We start from the raw sequence: 20262 nt of genomic DNA on the forward strand, positions 1-20262 counted from the left end.
ACCCGGTCATCGCTCCAGTCGCGTGTTGAGAATCCGGGCGATCTGAGCAACCGCGCCCGGTTCGGTCATCGCGAGGTGGGCCGCATCGATGTCGAAGGTCGAGATCCGACCACGAACCACCTGCACCCACCCCTCGTGACCCGCAGCATCGGATCGCCTGTCCTGTGTCGCGGTGAAATAGAGCATGTCGCTGTCCAGGACCGCGGGCCGCCACGCACTGGCTGCCCGGATCGCCAGGTTGTAGGCGTCGGTCAGGCGCTCGATCCTGGCGGCATCGATGCCCAGGCCGCCCCCGAGGTTCCGTTCGATCAGGTCGGCGGCCTCCTCGGCGGTCGCATCGGCGCTCACGAAATCGACGCCCATGACCGGGCCGAGATTACTGATCAGCTCTCCGGCCGTGACGGCGCGGACCGTCGACTCGTCGACACCGCCCACTTCGGCATCCAGCAGTGCCAGTAGCGCGACCTCTTCACCGGCGGCGCGCATCTCGACGGCAATCGCGTGGGCGATCGCGCCACCCAGCGACCAGCCGAGGAGGTGGTAGGGGCCGTGTGGCTGGACCGCGCGAATCTCCTCGAAATAGCGTTCGGCCATTTCCTGGATCGACGTCGGACCGGGGTCCTCGCCGCCGATCTGCGGCGCCTGAATGCCGTAGATCGGCCGACCGTCGGCGAGGTACCGGTCGAATGTTCGGTAACACCACGACAGGCCCAGGGCCGGGTGGATACAGAACAGTGGTGGTCGCTCGCCGCCGGTCCGGATGGGCAGCAGAACGTCGAAGCCGATGTCGGTCCGCTCGACGGTGGTAAGGGAGCGCATTCCGGATTCGATCCGCTTCGCCAGGTCGGCCGGGCAGGGATCGGACAACATCCAGCTGATCGGAACCTCGTAGTCGAGTCCCTTGCGCAACTCGCTCACCACTTGCACCGACTTCAGCGAGTTGCCACCCAAGGCGTAGAAGTCGTCGTCGGCGCCCACCCGATCCACACCGAGTACCGTTCCGAAGGCCCGCGCGACCTCCTCTTCCAGCCACGACGAGGGCTCCCTGAACTCTCCCACCGCGAGCATCGGCTCCGGCAGGCGCGCACGGTCCAACTTGCCCGACACGGTGAGGGGCACCGTGTCGAGCGCCATCACCGTGGTGGGCACCATGTAGTCGGGCAGCTCGCTCGCCGCGTGCGCCAGGACGGCCGCGGTGTCGACCGTCGCGCCTGCGGCGGGCACCACGTAGCCGACGAGGTGGTCAGCCGTACCGGTGGTGTGCACCACGGCGATCGCGCGGGCGACGCCCGGGTGCTCGGCGAGTACGGCCTCGATTTCACCGAGTTCGATACGCAGGCCGCGCAGCTTCACCTGGAAATCGGTGCGGCCCAGGTATTCCAATTCGCCGCTGTGGCGCCGGCGCACCAGGTCGCCCGTGCGGTACAGGCGCCCGCCGTCACCGTACGGGTCGGCCACGAACCGTTCCGCGGTCAGGCCCGGACGTGACTGATAGCCGCGCGCGAGCTGGGCGCCCGCCAGGTACAGCTCCCCGGCGACACCGGGCGGCACCGGATGTAACCGGTCGTCGAGTACGTATGCCCGCGCGTTCCATACCGGTGAGCCGATCGGCATGCTGCCGCTGTCGGATTCGGTCACCCGATGCGCGGTTGCGGCCACGGTGAACTCGGTCGGCCCGTACAGGTTGTGCAACTCGACCCCGGGCATGGTTCGCCGCACCTCGGCCACCACGTCGGGGCCGAATGCCTCACCGCCCACCAGGAGCGTCCGCACCGACTCCAGCGACTCCGCAGGCGCCGCGTCCGCGAATACCGCCAGCATCGACGGTACGAGCGCGGTGATCGTGACCCGCTGGGCGGCAATGGTTTCGGCGAGGTAGGCCAGGTCGGTATGCCCGTCGGCGCGCGCGATCACCAGCCGCGCCCCCATCGCCAGGGTCGTGAACACTTCCCATACCGACATGTCGAACGTGGCCGGGGACTTCTGCAGCACCACGTCGTTCGACGTCAACGCGTAGGTCTCGGCGTGCCACCGCAGCTGGTTCACCACCGAACAATGCGATACCGCAACACCTTTCGGCCGACCGGTCGACCCCGAAGTGAAGAGCACGTAGGCGATGTTGTGCGGTCGCAGCGGTGCGAGCCGATCGGCATCGGTCACCGGCCCGTCATCGAATCCGGACAGCTCCAGTCCATCGAGGGACGACAGCTCCAACACCGGCGCGGCGATCGACAGCATGTACTCGATGCGGTCGGCCGGCAGGTCCGGATCGACCGGCGCGTACCCACCGCCGGCGGCGTGTACCGCGTACATGGCGGTGACCTGGTCCAGTGAACGCCGCATACGCAGCGCCACCAGCGACTCCGGACCCACTCCACGGCCGATCAACCACCGCGCCAACCGGTATACGCGAGAAGCGAATTCCGCATAGCTCAGCGACTCTTCGCCGAACATCACCGCGGGCCGCTCCGCATGCGCCCGCACGGAGTCGGCGAAGACCTCGGCGAGTGTCTCGCCCGGAGGAAGCCGGTGATCGGTCGAATTCCACTGCGTCAGAACGGCTTCCCGCTCATCGGCGCCGAGCAGATCCACGTCGTGCACCGGCTGCGTCGAATCGGCCACCAGTGCACCGAGCAGCCGCAGCAGGCGATCGGCGATCGTGGTCACCGTGGTCGCGTCGAAGAGGTCGCTCGCGTACGTGACCGCGCCGCTGATGCCGGCCGGGGCACCGGTGGAGTCGTAGGAATCCGACACCGTGACCAGCAGATCGAACAGCGCGGTGTCGGTCTCGGCCGTCACGGCCGATATCGATAGCCCCGGCAGGTCGAACTCGGCCTTGGCGACGTTCTGGAATGCCAGCATCACCTGGAACAGCGGATGATGGGCGTGCGACCGGACCGGATTCAGCTCCTGCACCAGCCGTTCGAACGGCACATCGGCGTGCCCGAACGCGGCCAGATCGGTCCCGCGCACGTGTTCGAGCAGCTGGGTGAACGTCATCGCCGGGGTCAACCGGGTCCGCAGCACCAGGGTGTTGACGAACATCCCGACCAGATCGTCGAGTTCGGGCTCGCCGCGTCCCGCGTACGGAGTGCCGATCGCTATGTCGTCCATATCGGCCAGCCGGGCCAGCGTGGCCGCCAGTGCCGCGTGGAAGACCATGAACAGCGTCGTGTTGTGTGCTCGCGCGACCTGCTGCAGTGCCGCGTGCAGATCGGCACCGACGGTGATCGGTACGGTCGCGCCCGCATAGGTCTGCACGGGCGGCCGCGGCCGGTCGGTCGGTAGCTCCAGCAAGGGCGGGAGTTCCGCCAATTCGAGTGTCCAGTAGTCGATCTGGGCGCGTAGCACCGAATCGGGATCGTGTTCGGTCCCCAGCACCGTCCGCTCCCAGATCGCGTAGTCGGCGTACTGCACCGGCAGCAGCGGCCAGCTCGGTGTCTCCCCGAGCAGGCGTGCGGTGTACGCGGTCATCATGTCCCGGGCCAGCGGGCCGAGCGACGACCCGTCGCAGGAAATGTGGTGCGCCACCACGGCCAGGACCCACTCGTGCTGCCCGAGCTCGAACAACCGGATCCGCAGCGGCGCGTCGACCGTCACATCGAACACCGTGGAGACGAACGCCGACAACGATTCGGCCAGTTCCGATTCCGTCACCGGGGTCGCGGTGATCGGCGGAATCGCCTCGGCTGTGCGGAGGACGACCTGCGACGGCTCGCCCTCGGCATACGGGTAGACGGTCCGCAGTACCTCGTGCCGGTTCAGCACATCTGCGGTCGCCGCGCGCAGCGCGTCGAGATTCAGCTGTCCGGACAGCCGCAGGATGATCGGAATACTGTAGGCGGCCGAGCCGGGCTCGAGCCGGTTCAGGAACCACATCCGTTGCTGTGCGTACGACAGGGGAATGCGCTGCGGCCGTGGCTGTGCGGTCAGCGCCACCCGCCCGGTGTGGGCCTGCGATTCGGCGCGCGCGGCCAACCTCGCGACCGTCGGCGCCTCGAAGATCATCGACACCGGGACGGTCGCGTCGAGCGCGGCACCGATCCGGGCGGCGACGCGGGTCGCCACCAGGCTGTTGCCACCCAGTTCGAAGAAGTCGTGCTCGGCGCCGATCGGACCGTCGATGCCGAGGACGTCGGCGAACACGCCGGCCACTATCTCCTCCACCGGTGACGCCGGGGCCCGGAATCGCCTGGCCTGCACGACGGGTGCGGGCAGGGCCGCGCGGTCGAGCTTTCCATTCGGCGACAGGGGGATCGCGTCGAGGATCGTCACCGCGGCGGGCACCAGGTACGACGGCAGCATCTCGGCCAGCGCCGCCCGCAACTCCTCGCCCGAGAGACTCATTCCAGTGTCGGGCACCACATAGGACACCAGCTGCGCCGGACCCGTGCCCGTATGCCACGGCGTCGTGATCGCGTATGCCACGTCCGTTTGCGCGCTCAGCGCCGCGTCGATCTCGCCCAGCTCGACCCGGTAGCCGCGGATCTTCACCTGGAAGTCGTTGCGCCCCAGGAACTCCAGGTCACCGTCGGCATTCCAGCGCACCACATCACCGGTGCGGTACATGCGGCGTCCGGGTTCCCCGAACGGGTGCGCCACGAACCGCGCCGCGCTCACCGCCGCCTTGTCCAGGTACCCGCGCGCCAGTGCCGGGCCAGCCAGATACAACTCTCCGGCCACCCCCACCGGAACCGGCTGCAGCCGGGTATCCAGGACCAGCGCCTGGATGCCCTGCAGCGGGGCGCCGATCGTCGGCCGGTCACCCGATCGCAGCCCGCCCGTCGCCGTGGCGACGATCGTGGCCTCGGTCGGCCCGTACAGCTCCCGGAACTTCCGGGCGCCGGCGGGATCGGTTCCCGCCCAACGGTTCACCAGATCCGCCGGGACCTCGTCACCGCCGGACATCACCACCCGCACGTGGTCCAGCCCGGCCGGATCCACCGACGCGAGCGCGGCAGGGGTCATGAAGGCGTGGGTCACCCGCTGTGCGCGCAGGAGCTCGGCCAACTCTCCGCCGCCGTAGATCCCCGTCGGCGCCACGACCAGCGCACCGGCCCGGCTGACCGCCATCAGGGTCTCCAGCAGGGCAGCGTCGAACGACGGCGACGCGAAATGCAGCACCCTGGACGTGTGCTGGAGGTCGAGGTCGGCGCGGAGCGACGAGACGAAGTCGGCGATGCCGGAATGGGTGACGGCGACGCCCTTCGGCACCCCGGTGGATCCGGAGGTGAAGACCACGTAGGCAACGTTCGAGGCCCGCAGCGGACGGAGTCGCTCGTCATCGCCGACCGGGCCGCTCGCCAACCCGTCGATCCGCGCGGCCACGCCCGGGTCGTCGAGCACGATCCAGTCCACCGAATCGGGCATCCCGGCAGCTGCCGACGACACCGTCACGCCCAGTGTCGCACCGGAATCCGACACCATCTGCGCGATCCGGCCTCCGGGATAGGCGGGGTCCACCGGCACGAAGGCCGCACCCGACTTCACCACCGCCCACCACGCGACGACGGACTCCATCGACCGTGCTGCCGCCACCAGCACCGAACTCTCCGGTCCGGCGCCTCGGCTGATCAGCAACCTCGCCAGCCGGCTCGACCGTTCGTCCAGCTGTGCGTACGACAACGTGGCATCTCCCGAGACGACGGCGATACCGTCGCCGTTGTCCCGGACGGCCGAGGCGAGCACCTCCGGCAGCAATCCGGACGGCTCCGGCGCCGCCGAGGTGCGTGCCCCGACTCGCGAGGTGAGTGCCGAGCGCTCGTCGGCGTCCAGCCAGTCGATGTCCCCGACCACGACGACCGGATCGTCGGCGACGGCTTCCAGGACCCGCACCAGCCGCCGGGCGATTCCCGCCGTGGTCGCCTCGTCGAAGAGATCTCGCGCATAGCTCATCATTCCCGAGATGCCTTGTGCCACACCGGCATCAGACGATTCCGACAGCACCAGTTGCAGATCGAACTGGGTCGCCCCGGTATCCACCTCCGCCCGGGCGACGTGGACATCGGGCAGCGCCACCTCGACGTTCGACAGATTCTGGAACGCCAGGACCACCTGGAACAACGGATGCCGTGCCGCGGTTCGCTCCGGCTTCAGCTCCTCCACGATTCGCTCGAACGGCACATCCGCGTGTTCGAAAGCCAGCAGATCGGTGTCCCGGGCGCGTGTCAGCAACTCGGCGAACGGCTCGCCGGTATCCACCCGGGTCCGCAATGCCAGCGTGTTCACGAACATCCCGACCAGCTCGTCCAGGCCGGGCTCGCCCCGCCCCGCGACCGGGGTGCCGATCACGATGTCATCGGTGTTGCCGAGCCGCCCCAAAACCGTTGCCAGCGCGGCATGCATCACCATGAACAGCGACGATCCCCGCGACCGTGCCAGCGCGAGCAGCTGCTCGTGCAGCCTCGCGCCGATCTCCAGCGGTACCCGGCCTCCCGACAGCGATGCGACGGCCGGGCGTGGCCGGTCCGCCGGGAGGTCCAGCCGGTCCGGTGCGCCGGCGAGCGTCGAGCGCCAGAAGTCCAGCTGGGTGGACATCAACGACGCCGGGTCGTCTGCGGCCCCGAGCATCTGCCGTTGCCACCACGCGAAGTCCGCGTACTGCACCGCGAGTGGCTCCCACTCCGGCGCGCGCCCGGCCAGACGCGCGGCATACGCCACCATCACGTCATGGGCCAGTGGGCCCATCGACTGACCATCGCCGGCGATGTGATGGACCACCAGCACCAGCAGGAATTCTCCTGTGTCACTGCCGGGTTCGGCGTCGAGCTCGAACAATCCCACTCGCATCGGCACTCGGGTGGTCACATCGAATCCGCGTCGCACGAACTCGCCCACCACATCCGGGACCGCATCCGCCGGTACCCGCACCGGGTCCACCGGCACCGCGGGCTCGTCGAAAACGACCTGCCGCGGCTCACCGGAGACTTCCGGATAGATCGTCCGCAATACCTCGTGCCGTCCGACCACGTCCGCGAGCGCGGCCGCCAGCGCTTCGGTGTCCAGCCGCCCCGACAACCGCAGCATCACCGGAATGTTGTAGGCCGGGGAATCCGGCTCGAACCGGTTCAGGAACCACATCCGCTGCTGCGCCAGCGACAGCGGCACGGGGTCGGGGTGCACTCCGGACACCAGGGGCAACCGGCCCCCACCACCGAGTGACCCGGCGCGCGCGGCCAATTCGGCGACGGTCGGCGCCTCGAAAACCGATCGCACCGGCACTCGCACGTTCAGGGCCGCACCCAGGCGCCCCACCACCAGCGAGGCGCTCAGCGAATCGCCGCCCAGCGCGAAGAAGTCGTCGTCGGCGCCCACTCCGTCCACATCGAGCACCTGCTCGAATGTTCGCGCGACCAACTCTTCCACCCCTGGTGCCGGTGCACGGAACTCGCGCGCGACGGCAACCGGCTCGGGCAACCGCTCGCGATCGAGCTTCCCGTTGGCGGTCAGCGGTACCTCGTCCAGCACGATCACCGCGGACGGCACCATGGTCCGGGGCAGCGTCTCGGCCAGTGCCGCACGCAACTCCGCGCCCGATACCTCGGTTCCGGTCGCGGGCATGACATAGGACACCAGCTGCACCGACCGGCCGTCCTCGCGGCGTGGCACGGTGACCGCGTATGCCACATCCGCACGCGCGCCCAGCGCCGCGTCGATCTCCCCGAGCTCGATTCTGGTGCCGTGCACCTTGACCTGAAAATCGTTGCGTCCCAGGAATTCCAACTCGCCATCGGCGCTGCGGCGCACCACGTCACCGGTGCGGTACATGCGCTGACCCGGCCCCTCGAACGGGCATGCGACGAACCGCGCCGCGGTCAACCCCGTCCTGGCGACGTAGCCATCGGCCAGTCCGGCGCCGAACAGGTACAGCTCGCCCGCGATACCGTCCGGCACGGGTCGCAGCCAGGTATCCAGGACCACGGCCGCGACGGTACCGACCGGCCTGCCGATCGTGATCGCGGCACCGGGCGCCAGCGCAGCGCTGGTGGTAGCCCAGATCGTGGTCTCGGTCGGCCCGTACAGATTGACCATGGTGCGATTCGGCCCCCACCGATCGACCAGTTCGGTCCCGACCGGCTCACCGGCGGCCGCGAGCACTCGCAGCCCGTCGAGACCATCGGGCGAGACCGTCGCCAGCGCCGAGGGGGTCACGATGGCGTGCGAAATACGTTCATGTGCAATCAGATCCGCCAATTGGGGGCCGGCGTAGATCTCGGCGGGAGATACGACCAGCCGGCCGCCTGAACCGTGCGCCATCAACAACTCGAACACCGAGGCGTCGAAGCTGGGCGAGGCGACCTGCAGGACCACCGACATCGGGTCGGCGCCGAACAGTCGCCGTTGCGCCGCGACGATTTCGGCCAGGCCGCGATGGCTGATGAGTACGCCCTTGGGCGTTCCGGTCGACCCGGAGGTGTAGCTCACGTAGGCGATCTGATCCCGCCGGATCGGCCCGCCGCGTTCGGCATCGGTGATCGGCAGGGCGGGCGCCGAGTCGGCGGTGCCGAGCGCCTGGTCCTCGTCGAGGATCAGCCAATCGACTCCGTCGGGAGGACGTTTCCCGGCGGACGTATCGGTCAGTCCGAGCACGGTTCCCGAGTCGGACAGCAGAAATTCGATCCGGTCCGGGGGCAGGGCCGGATCGATCGGCAGGAATGCGGCACCTGTCTTCGCCACGGCCCACAGGGTGACGGTCGCCGCCAGGGAACGCGGAAGCACGGAGGCGACGACCTGTCCCCGCCGGGCGCCGTGCCGCAGGAGGATCCGGGCCAGACGGGTGGATCGCTCGTCGAGCCGGCGGTAGGTCATGGTGGTCGTGCCGTATCGCACGGCGATCGCGTCGGGATCGGCGGCAGCGGAGGCGGCGAGTATCCGGTCCAGCGTGTCCGGGATCGTAGCTTCCGCACGGAAATCCGGCCACGATGGCCGCGGTTCCTCGTCGAGCGCTAGCTCACCGAGTCGCGTATCGGCGTTCGCGGCGAACCGGCACAGCAACTCGACGAAGCGGTCGAGGATGCGGCGCGCCGAGACGGTGTCGAATTCACGGTCGTGGAACCGGAGGGTGATCCGCAGTCCTCGTGGCTCGCCGTGCTCGGATTGCGTGGGTTCCACGATCAGGCTCAGCGGGTACGGTGTCGCGTCCAGTTCACTGAGTTCGTTCACCCGCAGGCCCGCCGAATCGACGAGCTGTTGCAGTGCCGTCCGGTCGACGGGGAACGACTGGAAGGTGAGGGCGGTGTCGAAGAGTGCGGGCAGGCCGGCGCTGCGGTGGATCTCGGGCAGGCCGATGTGGTGATGCTCCAGCATGCGGGCGTGCCGCGCCTGAATGCCGATCAGCAACTCGCGGACCGTCATCGTGGGTTCGAGCGGGACGCGCACGGGAATCGTATTCAGGAACATGCCGAGCGCCTGATCGACCAGCGGCAGTTCCGGGGGGCGGCCCGACACCGAGGAACCGAAGATCACATCGGTCTCGCCGGTGAGTACACGCAGATTCAGGGCCCAGGCCGCGGCCACGGCCGTATTGATGGTGACGGCCGTCTCCGCCGCCACGCGACGGAGTGCTCCGAAACGATCCGCCGTCACCTCGGCCCCGACCTCGGCGGCGGATACCTCGCCCGCCGCGTCGGCGTCGCGGGACACCCGGGTGGGTGCATCGACGTCCGAAAAGGCTTGCGCCCATGCCGCTTTGGATGCGTCGCTGTCCTGCCGACCCAGCCAGGCCAGATAGTCGCGGTAGGAGGGCGCGGGTCCGGCGGAGTCGATATGTTCGGGAGATCCGTAGTAGTCGAGCAGTTCTCGCATCAGCAGCGGCATCGACCAGCCGTCCAGGATCACATGGTGATTCGTGACCAGCAGCCGGAAGGACTCCGCATCGAGACGGATGAGCGTCAAGCGCAGCAGCGGGGGAGCCGACAGGTCGAATCCCGCCGCCGCGTCCGCCGCGGCAATCGATTCCGGGTCTGCCGGGGATTCCGCATCGCCGCCATCGGCGAGATCGATCTCCCGGAAGTCGATTTCGGCATGGTCCAGCACGATCTGGCACGGCCCGGCCGACGTCTCCGCGAAGGCGGCCCGCAGGATGTCGTGCCGGTCGACCACGGCCTGAGCGGCACGCCGCAGGCGCTCACCGTCGACCGCGCCGGAAAATCCGATCATCGTCTGGACGGTGTAGTTGTCCGCCGCATCCGGATCGAACGTCGAGTCGAAGTGCATCCCGGATTGCATGGGCGACAACGGCCATACGTCCGACAGCGCGGGGTACTGGCGCTCGAGCCGATCGATGTCCTGCTGCGTGAGCGCGACGAGCGAAGAATCCGAGGCGCGATACGCGTGATCGGTTTTCGGGAGTCGCGGGGGTTCCTCGATGGTCTCCGGAGCCGCATCGCCGCCCGCCATCACGGCGAGAGCAGCAACTGTCTTGCCTTCGAACACATCACGCGGCGTGAGCGTGAGCCCGGCGGATCTCGCCAGCGCCACCAGCCGCATCGAGACGATGCTGTCCCCACCGAGGGCGAAGAAGTTGCTGTCGGCGGACACGGTGTCGAGATGGAGCACATCGGCGAAGAGTTTCGCCACGACTCGCTCCGTAGGCGTCGACGGTGCTCTGCCGCCCGTGGCGCCGGCATCGAAGGCGCGCTGCTGCAAGGCTTTCCGATCGACCTTGCCCGTGGGCGTGCGCGGCATCTCCTCCAGCCGCACGATCGCCGCGGGATTCATATAGCGCGGCAGCCTGCCCGCGAGATCGCCTTCGATGGCCGCCACATTGACGGCAGCGCCCGGCGCGGAAACGACATAGGACACCAGAACCGGTTCGCCGGCAGGCCCTTTCACCGCCACGGTGGCAACGCTCGACACGTCCGGGCGCCGGGCCACGTGCGCATCGATTTCCCCCGGCTCGATCCGCAGGCCGTGAATCTTGACCTGCTGATCGCAGCGGCCCAGGTATTCCAGTGCCAACCCGGCGCGTCCGCGCACCCAGCGCACGGAATCACCGGTGCGGTAGATCCGCTCGCCGCGGGTGGATCGCGGATCCGCGACGAAGCGGGACGCGGTCACGCCCCGTCGACCGACGTATCCGCGGGCGAGTCCGGGCCCGCCGATATAGAGTTCGCCCGCGACACCGACCGGCACCGGTCGCAGCCACGGGTCGAGCACCATCGCGGACGCGCCCCGGATCGGGCCACCGATCGTCACCGGGTCGCCGGGTGCGAGGACATCCGACCCCGTTGCCCAGATCGTGCACTCGGTCGGTCCGTAATGGTTCATCAGCCGTCGCCCCGGGGCCCACCGGTTCACGGTGTCCGGCCCGACAGCTTCACCGACGACCGCGAGCGATGTCAGCGACGGTATCCGGGACGGATCCATGGTGTTGAGCACGGACGGGGTGATGATCGCGTGCGAAACCTGCTGCGACCGAAGCAATTCCTCGAGGTCGGTCCCGGCGAACACCTCCGGCGGCGCCACCACGAGACAGGCGCCGCTGCTGTGCGCCAACAGCAACTCCGCTACGCAGGCGTCGAATCCTGGCGACGCGACCTGCAACACCACCGAATCCGGAGTCGGCGCGAAGGCGTCGGCCTGCGCCGCGATCAGATCGGCCAGACCTCGATGGCTGAGGTGGACCGCCTTCGGTGTGCCGGTCGATCCGGACGTGTAGATCACGTATGCCGCATTGTCGGCCGACAGGCTGTCCTGCCCGGCCACGCCGGGCGGGTGGGGGAGACCCTCGTGAGCGTCCGATGCGCAAGCGTCCAGGATCAACCAGTCGGCGAAATCCGGAAGCTGCTGTGCCACAGCGCTTGTCGTCACACCCAGCGTGGTCCGCGAGTCGGACAGCAATTCCCCGATCCGCGCGGCGGGATTGCCGGGATCCAACGGCAGGAAGGCGGCACCTGTTTTCGCCACCGCCCAGATCGCGACGACGAGTTCGGCCGAGCGGGGCAGGGCCAAGGCGACGATCGACTCGGCGCGAGCGCCGCGGCCGACCAGCAGGCGAGCGAACGCGTCGGCGCGACGCTCCAGCTCACGATAGGTCCACGTGGTGTCACCGCCCCGGACAGCCACGGCATCCGGATACCTCCGCGCCGTCTCCGACAGGATGTCGCGGAGCACGAGGTCCATGGCCGGCTGCTCGCCGCCGACCGAAAGCAGTTGCGCGCGTTCGGAATCCCAGCAGGAGGAGATCGAGGAGACCTTCCGGGTGGGATCGCCGACGATCTGCGTGAGCAGCAACTCGAATCGTTCGAGCAGCGTGCGGGCCTCGTCCGAGTCGAATCGATCGGTGGCGAATTTCAGTGTCACCGTGTAGGTTCCGGGCTCGTCGGTGTCCGGTCCGCCGTCGCGACTCGACCGCGGCGGGGTCACCTGCAGGCTCAGCGGATACGGCGTGGCATCGTGCGCGACGATCTCGACGAGCCGCAATCCGGCGTCGGAGAGATCGTGTGCCAGCAGTTCCCGGTCGAACGGATAGGACTCGAGCACCGTCGCGGTATCGAACATGTCGGTGATGCCGGCGGCCCGCTGCAGCTCCGCCAAGCCGATGTGCTGATGATCCAACATCGCCGCCTGCTCGGATTGCACGCGCACGAGCAGGTCGCCCACGGTCTCGTCGGGTTCGAGCCGGACGCGGACGGGCAGCGTGTTGACCATGAGCCCGACCATGCGCTCGACATCCGGAATCCGCGGCGGGCGGTTCGACACCGTATTGCCGAACACCACGTCCGGCCGTCCGGCCTGGACGGCCACCAGCAATGCCCACGCCACGTGCAGGGCCGTGTTGGGGGTGACGCCATGCGAGCGGCCGAGATCGAGAATCGCAGCGGTGGTCGCGGCGTCGAGGTTCAGGCCGACTTCGTCGGCGTGCGCGGTGACGGTCCGATCCGGCCCGTTCGTGACCCGCGTCGGACTGTCGATTCCGGCGAGCATCTCCCGCCACGCGGCGGTCGCGGCGTCTCGGTCCTGAGCCTGCAGCCACTGCAGATATTCACGGTACGAACGAGGGGGCGCGAGCTGGGCCGTATCGCAGTCGGATATGTACAACGCGAGTAATTCGTGGATCAGCAGGGGCATCGACCAGCCATCGAGGACGAGGTGGTGGTTGGTGACCAGCAACTGGAACATATCGACGCCGGTGCGGACGAGGTGGAAACGCACCAGCGGCGGGCGGGCCGGATCGAACGGAGCCGCGGCCGCCGTCGCGAGTCGACGCAGTGCTTCCGCCTGCCGGCCGACACCGCTGAGATTCGACTCGCCCCAATCGACCGTCGTGTCGCGCAATACGATCTGCCGTGGCCCATCGTCACTCTCGACGAACGCGGTCCGCAGACTGTCGTGCCGGTCGATGAGCACCTGCGCGGCCCGCCGCATCCGGTCCCGATCCACCTGCCCGGCGAACGTCAGCGCCGCCTGCACGATGTAGCCGTCGACGCCGTCCGGATCGTAGATCGTGTGGAACAGCAGGCCGGACTGCAAGGCGGTGAGCGGCCACACATCGGTCATCGACGGGTATTCCCGCAGCCAGCGGTCGACATCGTCCTGCGATACCGCGGTGAGCGGGAAGTCGGATGGCGTGAAGCTGTAGGTGGTTCCGGACCGGACGTGATCGGCCAGCGCCCCCAGGGCTCGAGCCCACAGTCCGGCGAGCTCGTCGACCTCCTCACCCGTCAACACCTGTGAGGCGAACTCCCAGGTCGCGGCCAGTTCGAGCCCGTCGTGGCCACCTTCGGCGATCGCATTGATATCGAGCACGGCCGGCAGCGCCATCGCCGGATCGCTCGTCGCGGTCAGTGCGGTGAATTCGGTGGTGGGTGCCCAGGGCCCCGAGCGTTCACCGGAACCCACCCGCCCGAGATAGTTGAAGCTGACCTGAGGTTCGGGCAGGTCTGCGAGCTCGGCGCGCGCCTGGGAATCGAGATGACGCAGTACCTGATAGCCGATGCCGTTGCCGGGCACCGCGCGCAGCTGCTCCTTCACCTGCCTTATCGCCAGTCCCGCACTCACGCCGCCGGCCAGCGCATCATCGAGATCGACGTTCTCCCAGTCGATCCGGACCGGGAAGCGGGTGGTGAACCAGCCGACGGTGGCGCTCGGATCGGCGCCGGGTACGGCCGACTCCTCGCGGCCGTGTCCTTCCAACGAGATCAACTCTCCGGCCGCCCCGGCGGTACCACGCCTGCGCCGCCACTCACCGAGGGCGAGCACCAGAGCCGCCACCAGCGGATCGTTGGCACTGCAGTGGAAGCGGTCCGGAATGGTGGTGAGCACCGCCTCGGCAACCGCTGCCGGGATACGCTGATCGACCCGGCCCGCCGTGGCCCCGATGTCACGGTCCGGGATCAGACGACGCGATCCGAGTAGCTGATCGCCGCGCTCGAGGACGTCTTTCCACAGGTCGAGCTCCGCCGCCCGCCTGCCCGGCGCCTGCTCGACCAAGCCGTGCGCCCACCGCCGAAACGAGGTGGCGACCGGGCCGAAATGCGGCTCGCCGCCGGCGGAGACCTGCGCCCAGGCCTGCGCGAGGTCGGTGAGGATGATGCGCCACGACACCGCGTCGACGGCGAGATGGTGGATCACCAGCCACATCAGGTCGGGCCCCGAACCGCTGCGATCCTGAATCCAGACGGCCTGCACGAGCGCACCGTTGCCCGGGTCCAATCGATCCGCGGCTCGGTTCAGGTGCCGGTCGACTTCGGCGGCGTCACGTCGATCGATCCGGACTTCGACGAGCGCGGCCTCCGGGTCGACCGCTTCCCGATCGAGTACCTCGACGAACCGATCGGCCGAATCGCCGCCGCGCAATACCGCGCGCAGCATGTCGTGGCGGTCCAGCAGGGATCCCAGCGCGCGCACCAGACCCGCTCGATCGACCCCCTCGGGCAGCTGCACCAGCGCGGCCTGCGCAAATCGGTCGTAGTGACCCCGATCGAGCATGGCGTGCATGATCGGCGACAACGGCATCGGTCCGACGCCGCCACCGGGCAACTCGGCCAACCCGGGAGTATCACCGACTTCCGTCGCCGTGGCCGCCAGGCCCGCAACGGTCTTGTGCACGAACACGTCCTGTGTGGAGAAGCTCAGGCCTTCGGCCTTGGCCCCCGCCACCAGCCGGATCGACAGAATGCTGTCGCCGCCGAGGGCGAAGAAGCTGTCGTCCGCCCCGACCCGGGGCACGCCGAGCACCTCGGTGAACAACCGTGCGATCGTCTTTTCCCGGGCGGTGGCCGGTGCCCGCCCGACCGGCGCGGTCCCGAATTCGGGCTTCGGCAGAGCGCGGCGATCGAGTTTGCCGAAGGCGTTCACCGGGAGGCTGTCCAACGGGAGGATCACCGCCGGGACCATGTGCGGCGGTAGCGAATCGCGAGCGAAGCGCAGGATTTCGACCGGATCGATCCGACGGCCGCTGACCGGGACGACATAGGACGCGAGCACGGTCGTGCCGACGTTGTTCTGCACCGGCACCGTGACGCACAGATCCACGTTGTTGTGTGTGGTGAGCGCGGCATCGACTTCACCCGGTTCGATCCGGTATCCGCGGATCTTGATCTGGAAGTCGCTGCGGCCCATCAACTCCAGCGTCGTCTCGCCGTTCTCGCCGGTCCAGCGCGCGATGTCGCCGGTACGGTACATGCGCGCGCCGGTGCCGCCGTACGGATCGGCGACGAACCGGGCGGCGGTTTCGACGAACAGATGGCTGTATCCCCGGGCCAATCCCGGCCCGGCGAGGTACAACTCGCCCGCGGTGCCCCTGGGCACCGGCTGCAGCGTCCGGTCCAGCACCATGGCCGAGACGCCACGGATGGGGCCACCGACCGTGTGGGCGTGGCCGGGTCTCAGCATGGCGCCGGCGGCGGTCACGGTGGATTCGGTGGGACCGTATTCGTTGTACATGGACGCCGACAGGGTCCACCGTTCGACGAGGTGTGGTGGGCAGACGTCGCCCCCGACCACGACCACCTGCACGTCGGTCGGCAGCTGCGGGTCGACCGTGGCCAGCATGGTGGGCGTCAGCGTCAGGTGGGTCACGTGCTCATCGGCCAGCAGTTGCGTGAGCGACTCACCGCCGGTCACCTCGGGCGGCACGATCACCAATGTGGATCCGTTCGCGAAGCAGGTCAGAAACTGTTCCAGGGAGGCGTCGAAACTGGGCGAGAGGGCATAGGACACACGGGATTTCGTGTCGATGCCGTACGTGGCGGCGCGATCGGCAACGAGATTCGCGAGGCCGGTGTGGGTGACCTGGACGCCTTTCGGCGCTCCGGTGGATCCCGAGGTGTAGGTCATATAGGCGACGTTGGACGGTCGTAGTGGGCGGATGCGGTCCTCATCGGAAATCGGCCCGCTCGTGGTGTCGCAATCGGCCAGGGTTGCGGGGTCGTCGAGAACCACATGGTGGATCCCCCGCGGGAGCCGCTCGCGCAGGGCGTCGACCGTGATCGCCACGGTCGCGCCGCTGTCGGCAACCATGTGGTCTATCTGCTTCGACGGGTACTCGGGGGCCAGCTGGACGAACGCCGCCCCGCTCTTCGCGACCGCCCATGTCGCCACGACCGATTCGACCGAGCGTCGCAGCATGATCGCCACCGCTGTGTCCGGACCACACCCCAGAGCGATCAGATGCCGGGCCAGCTGCGAGGATCTGGTGTCCAGCTCGCCGTACGTCATCGTCTTGCCGCCCGAGACGATCGCGCACCCGCTACGGTTCCGGCGCGCGCTCTCGGTGAGAATCTCTGGAAGCAGCCGTGTTTCGACCGCGCTGGGCCCTCGCACAGGTAGTAGCGCAGAGCGTTCCTGAATTTCGAGTAGCGGCAGTCTGCTGACCTTGCATTCCGGTCCGCCGGCGAGGAATTCGTGCATGAACATGCGGAACCGTCGATGGTGATCAGTGAGCTCTTCAGGGCTGTACGAATTCGGATTCCCCTGGAAGTCGATATGGGTGCTCTCTCTGCCCGCGCCCGGGTAGATATTGACGAAGAGGTCGGCGGTAGGTCCTGAGGTGAGGACGTGCAGGCGGCCTGTCGTGTTGCCCAGTACAACCTCGTTCTCGACCATCATGAGGTTCACGGCCGGCCCGAATGATGCCGCCTCGTCGCGCGCAATCCCCATGTCATGGAATATGTCCTCTTGGCGGTAGCGCTGCCGCCGGAGTGCACTGGTCAACTCGCTTTTCACCGCGGCGATCAGTTCACCGACGCTTTGGCCGGCGACCTGTACTCGCAGCGGGACCACATTTGCCACCATCCCCCCGGAACGGCGCAGCACCGCAGAGTGCCGCCCCGACACGGGCAGGCTCAGCAATACTTCATCGCTTCCGGTCATCCGCGCGAGATAAGCCGCGAACGCCGCGACGATGATCGGAGTCACGCTCGACTCGTGCTCGAGCGCGACGTTTTCGAGTAGCTGCGCGGTGTCGTCCGCCAGCTCTGTGCTGACCAGCGTGGGATGAATGGTGGGTTTGCTCACGCGGTCGGCCAGGCTGACGACGGGAGGTGCGCCCGCCAGGTGCTCCATCCAGTGTTTGCGGTCATTGTCGAGACGCGTCGAATCGCGGTACGCCAGATCTTGCTCGACGACTTCCCGCAGGTCCTGTGCCTGGCACGGCGCCGCCTCCTCGGACTTCACCCAAGCGTTGTACAGCTCGGTCATCCGATGCAGCATTGTTACCGCGGCGAATCCGTCGAGCGCGATGTGGTGTGCGCGCTGATACCACAGGTAATGGTCCTCACCGACCTGGAACACGATGCTCGTCATGAGGTGGTCGTTCAGCAGGTCCAGTGGAGCGGAATAATCCTCGACCATCATTCTGTGCGCAGTCGCAACGGGATCGACGTGCCGGCGCAGGTCCATGACCGACGCCGGGCCGCCATTTTCCTCGTCGACGAACTGGCAGGGCTCTCCGTCGACCTCGATCAGGCGCATATGTCCCGATCCGAACTCCCGACCGGCGGTTCTGCATGCCTCGACAAGTAGTTCCGCATCCAACTCGCCGACGATCTCGACGTATTGGGCGACAGATATCGGCGTGGATTCCGCGAGATGCTGCGCAAACCAGATTCCCCGCTGCGCCGACGTCAGCGGGAGAATATCGGCCGGCGATGCATTACTGCTGGGCGTGCTGGAACTGTTACCCGAATGTGTGTGCCTGGAGGATTGACTGGAGGATTGAAATGTGCCGGTTGGCAACGATTTGGAACGGTCGGGATTGCCTTCGCTGCCACTCTTCGATTGGCGCATTTCGACCTCCGCAAAATGTTGTTCATTTCAGGAACTCAAAACGCCCGAGGACCGGCGGATACGCTGTCGCGCGCCGGTCCGGGGACCACGAACGAGGCCAGGGCGGGGACGATTTCCAACACCCGCATAGTGCTGAATACGTCGAGTCCGCCGCCAAGATCATTACAGCCGATGCCGACCGATTCGGGGCGCATTACGCCGACGGCTAATTTCCGGCCACCAGTTGCGGCACCTTCGACCGCCGCTCGACCGTCGACCGGTACACGATGGCAACATCCCCGACCCCGGTATCACCCCCGACTCCTCGACGAACGGTCCAGTACGTCAACGACCCCAGCGTCGACCACACCCCGTCGCAGACGCCGCTGTACCGACCGGCAAACCACCTTCCCCGGCGGTCCCTCCGCCGACGCAACCCCGCGCACCACCGTCTGCTCCGTTGCAGCTTCGACTGAGGCCATGCCGGACACCCCTACTTCAAAAGCGACTGTCCATTATGATTCGACGCCGACGCCGCAACCGATTGGTCTCTCGACCAAAATTTTTGAAACAGATGCACTCCAGTCATGTGTGCCCACGTTGTCGAGCGCCCAGGAATCTGGCCTGACCTGCGTAATGAGTGTTTCTTGGTAGCGGTTGGGCTGGTCGCGTGACCTGGGCGACACGCCGGAAGCTTCCCTCTCCGACGGCATTGATCGGTGATGACCGGACGGTCGGCGAACGGCCTGCAATCGCTGGTCGTGTGGATCGCCACCCCCGGCGCACCACGGCCACCGGGCGGCCTTGCGCGGCGACCTCGATCGACTGGCCCGGCTCGCGGAGCAATCCGTCGCTCACGGGGGGTGAGCGACGGCGACGGCTCCACGCGGCCGAGGTCTTCCCTCCCGCGGCCGCAGGCGACCGCTTATCGACGGCTGACGGCGCCGGTGAGCCGTCAGCAGTTGCGGGGCCATACCTCATCCCACTGTTTCAATCAATGATTGAAACAGTGATTGAAGACATGCTTAGCTGCCCTCATGACCGAGAAGCTCTCAATGGAAAGCCCGAGCATGAACAAGCGAGTCGCGGGCAAGGTGGCCCTTGTCAGCGGAGGCGCGCGTGGCATGGGCGCGGCGCATGCCCGTGCTCTGGTCGAGCACGGAGCCCGCGTGGTGGTCGGCGATCTGCTCGAGACCGAAGGCAGGGCGCTGGTGGCCGAATTGGGTCCGGCGGCTCGCTTCGTCCACCTGGACGTGACCGACCCCGAGCACTGGAAGCGGGCCGTGAGTGTCGCCGTCGAGGAGTTCGGTTCGCTGACCGTCCTGGTGAACAATGCCGGAATCGTCAACGGCAACACCATCGTCGACTTCGAACTGGCGGCCTGGCAGCAGATCGTCGACATCAATCTGACTGGTACCTTCCTCGGCATCCAGGCCGCGGCCACGGCGATGATGAATGCCGGCATCGGGTCGATCGTCAATATCTCGTCGGTCGAGGGCCTGCGCGGCAGCGTCGGACTGCATGGCTACACCGCCACCAAGTTCGCGGTCCGTGGATTGACCAAATCGGCCGCACTCGAGCTGGCGCAGCACAACATTCGCGTGAACTCGGTCCACCCCGGCATGGTGCGCACACCGATGACCGAGGGCATCCCCGAGGACTTCCTGCAGATCCCGCTCGGCCGCGCCGCCACCGCCGACGAGGTCGCCAATCTCGTCGTCTACCTGGCCAGCGACGAATCCAGCTACACGACCGGCGCGGAGCACGTCATCGACGGCGGACTGATCGTCGGCGTCCCGCACAAGACGTTCGGATGACGCTGCTACCCAACGGATTCGAGGATTTTATTCATGACCAACGCTGTTGATCTGCAGGCTCTGGCCGCGCAGGTGGCCGGGAAGCTGACCGGGCCGGGTGGGCCGTTCGAGATGACGGTTGAGCCGGTGCTGGGTGTGGCGCTGCCGGTGTTCAAGAACCGGCACCGATCGCTGCTGGAGTTGCTGGAAGCTTCCAGGGAGCTGGGTGATCGCGAGTATCTGGTGTCGGCGCGGA

General features: G+C 67.7%; 2 protein-coding genes and 1 pseudogene. 2 read left to right on the forward strand and 1 reads right to left on the reverse strand.

Annotated elements, in window-relative coordinates; translation table 11 throughout:
- Positions 1 to 6: 6 nt before the first annotated feature.
- Positions 7 to 18231 (reverse strand): amino acid adenylation domain-containing protein, encoded by an 18225-nt coding sequence (locus tag ACFXIV_RS23530; protein ID WP_379395740.1) that lies wholly within the window; start codon positions 18229 to 18231, stop codon positions 7 to 9.
- A gap of 1049 nt (positions 18232 to 19280) precedes the next feature.
- On the opposite strand from ACFXIV_RS23530, the gene ACFXIV_RS23535 reads away from it, so the two are divergent.
- On the forward strand, positions 19281 to 20027 hold the full coding sequence (locus tag ACFXIV_RS23535; protein ID WP_379395738.1) for a glucose 1-dehydrogenase: 747 nt from the start codon (positions 19281 to 19283) through the stop codon (positions 20025 to 20027).
- A 33-nt stretch (positions 20028 to 20060) separates the two neighbouring features.
- A pseudogene (locus ACFXIV_RS23540) lies at positions 20061 to 20262 on the forward strand (long-chain fatty acid--CoA ligase); the annotation flags it as partial.

The organism is Nocardia sp. NPDC059236 (assembly GCF_042754085.1).
Taxonomy (GTDB): domain Bacteria; phylum Actinomycetota; class Actinomycetes; order Mycobacteriales; family Mycobacteriaceae; genus Nocardia.

Coding starts and splice junctions, on each gene's coding strand:
- ACFXIV_RS23530 (WP_379395740.1), bottom strand. CDS start 18,231: ATGCGCCAATCGAAGAGTGGCAGCGAAGGCAATCCCGACCGTTCCAAA.
- ACFXIV_RS23535 (WP_379395738.1), top strand. CDS start 19,281: ATGAACAAGCGAGTCGCGGGCAAGGTGGCCCTTGTCAGCGGAGGCGCG.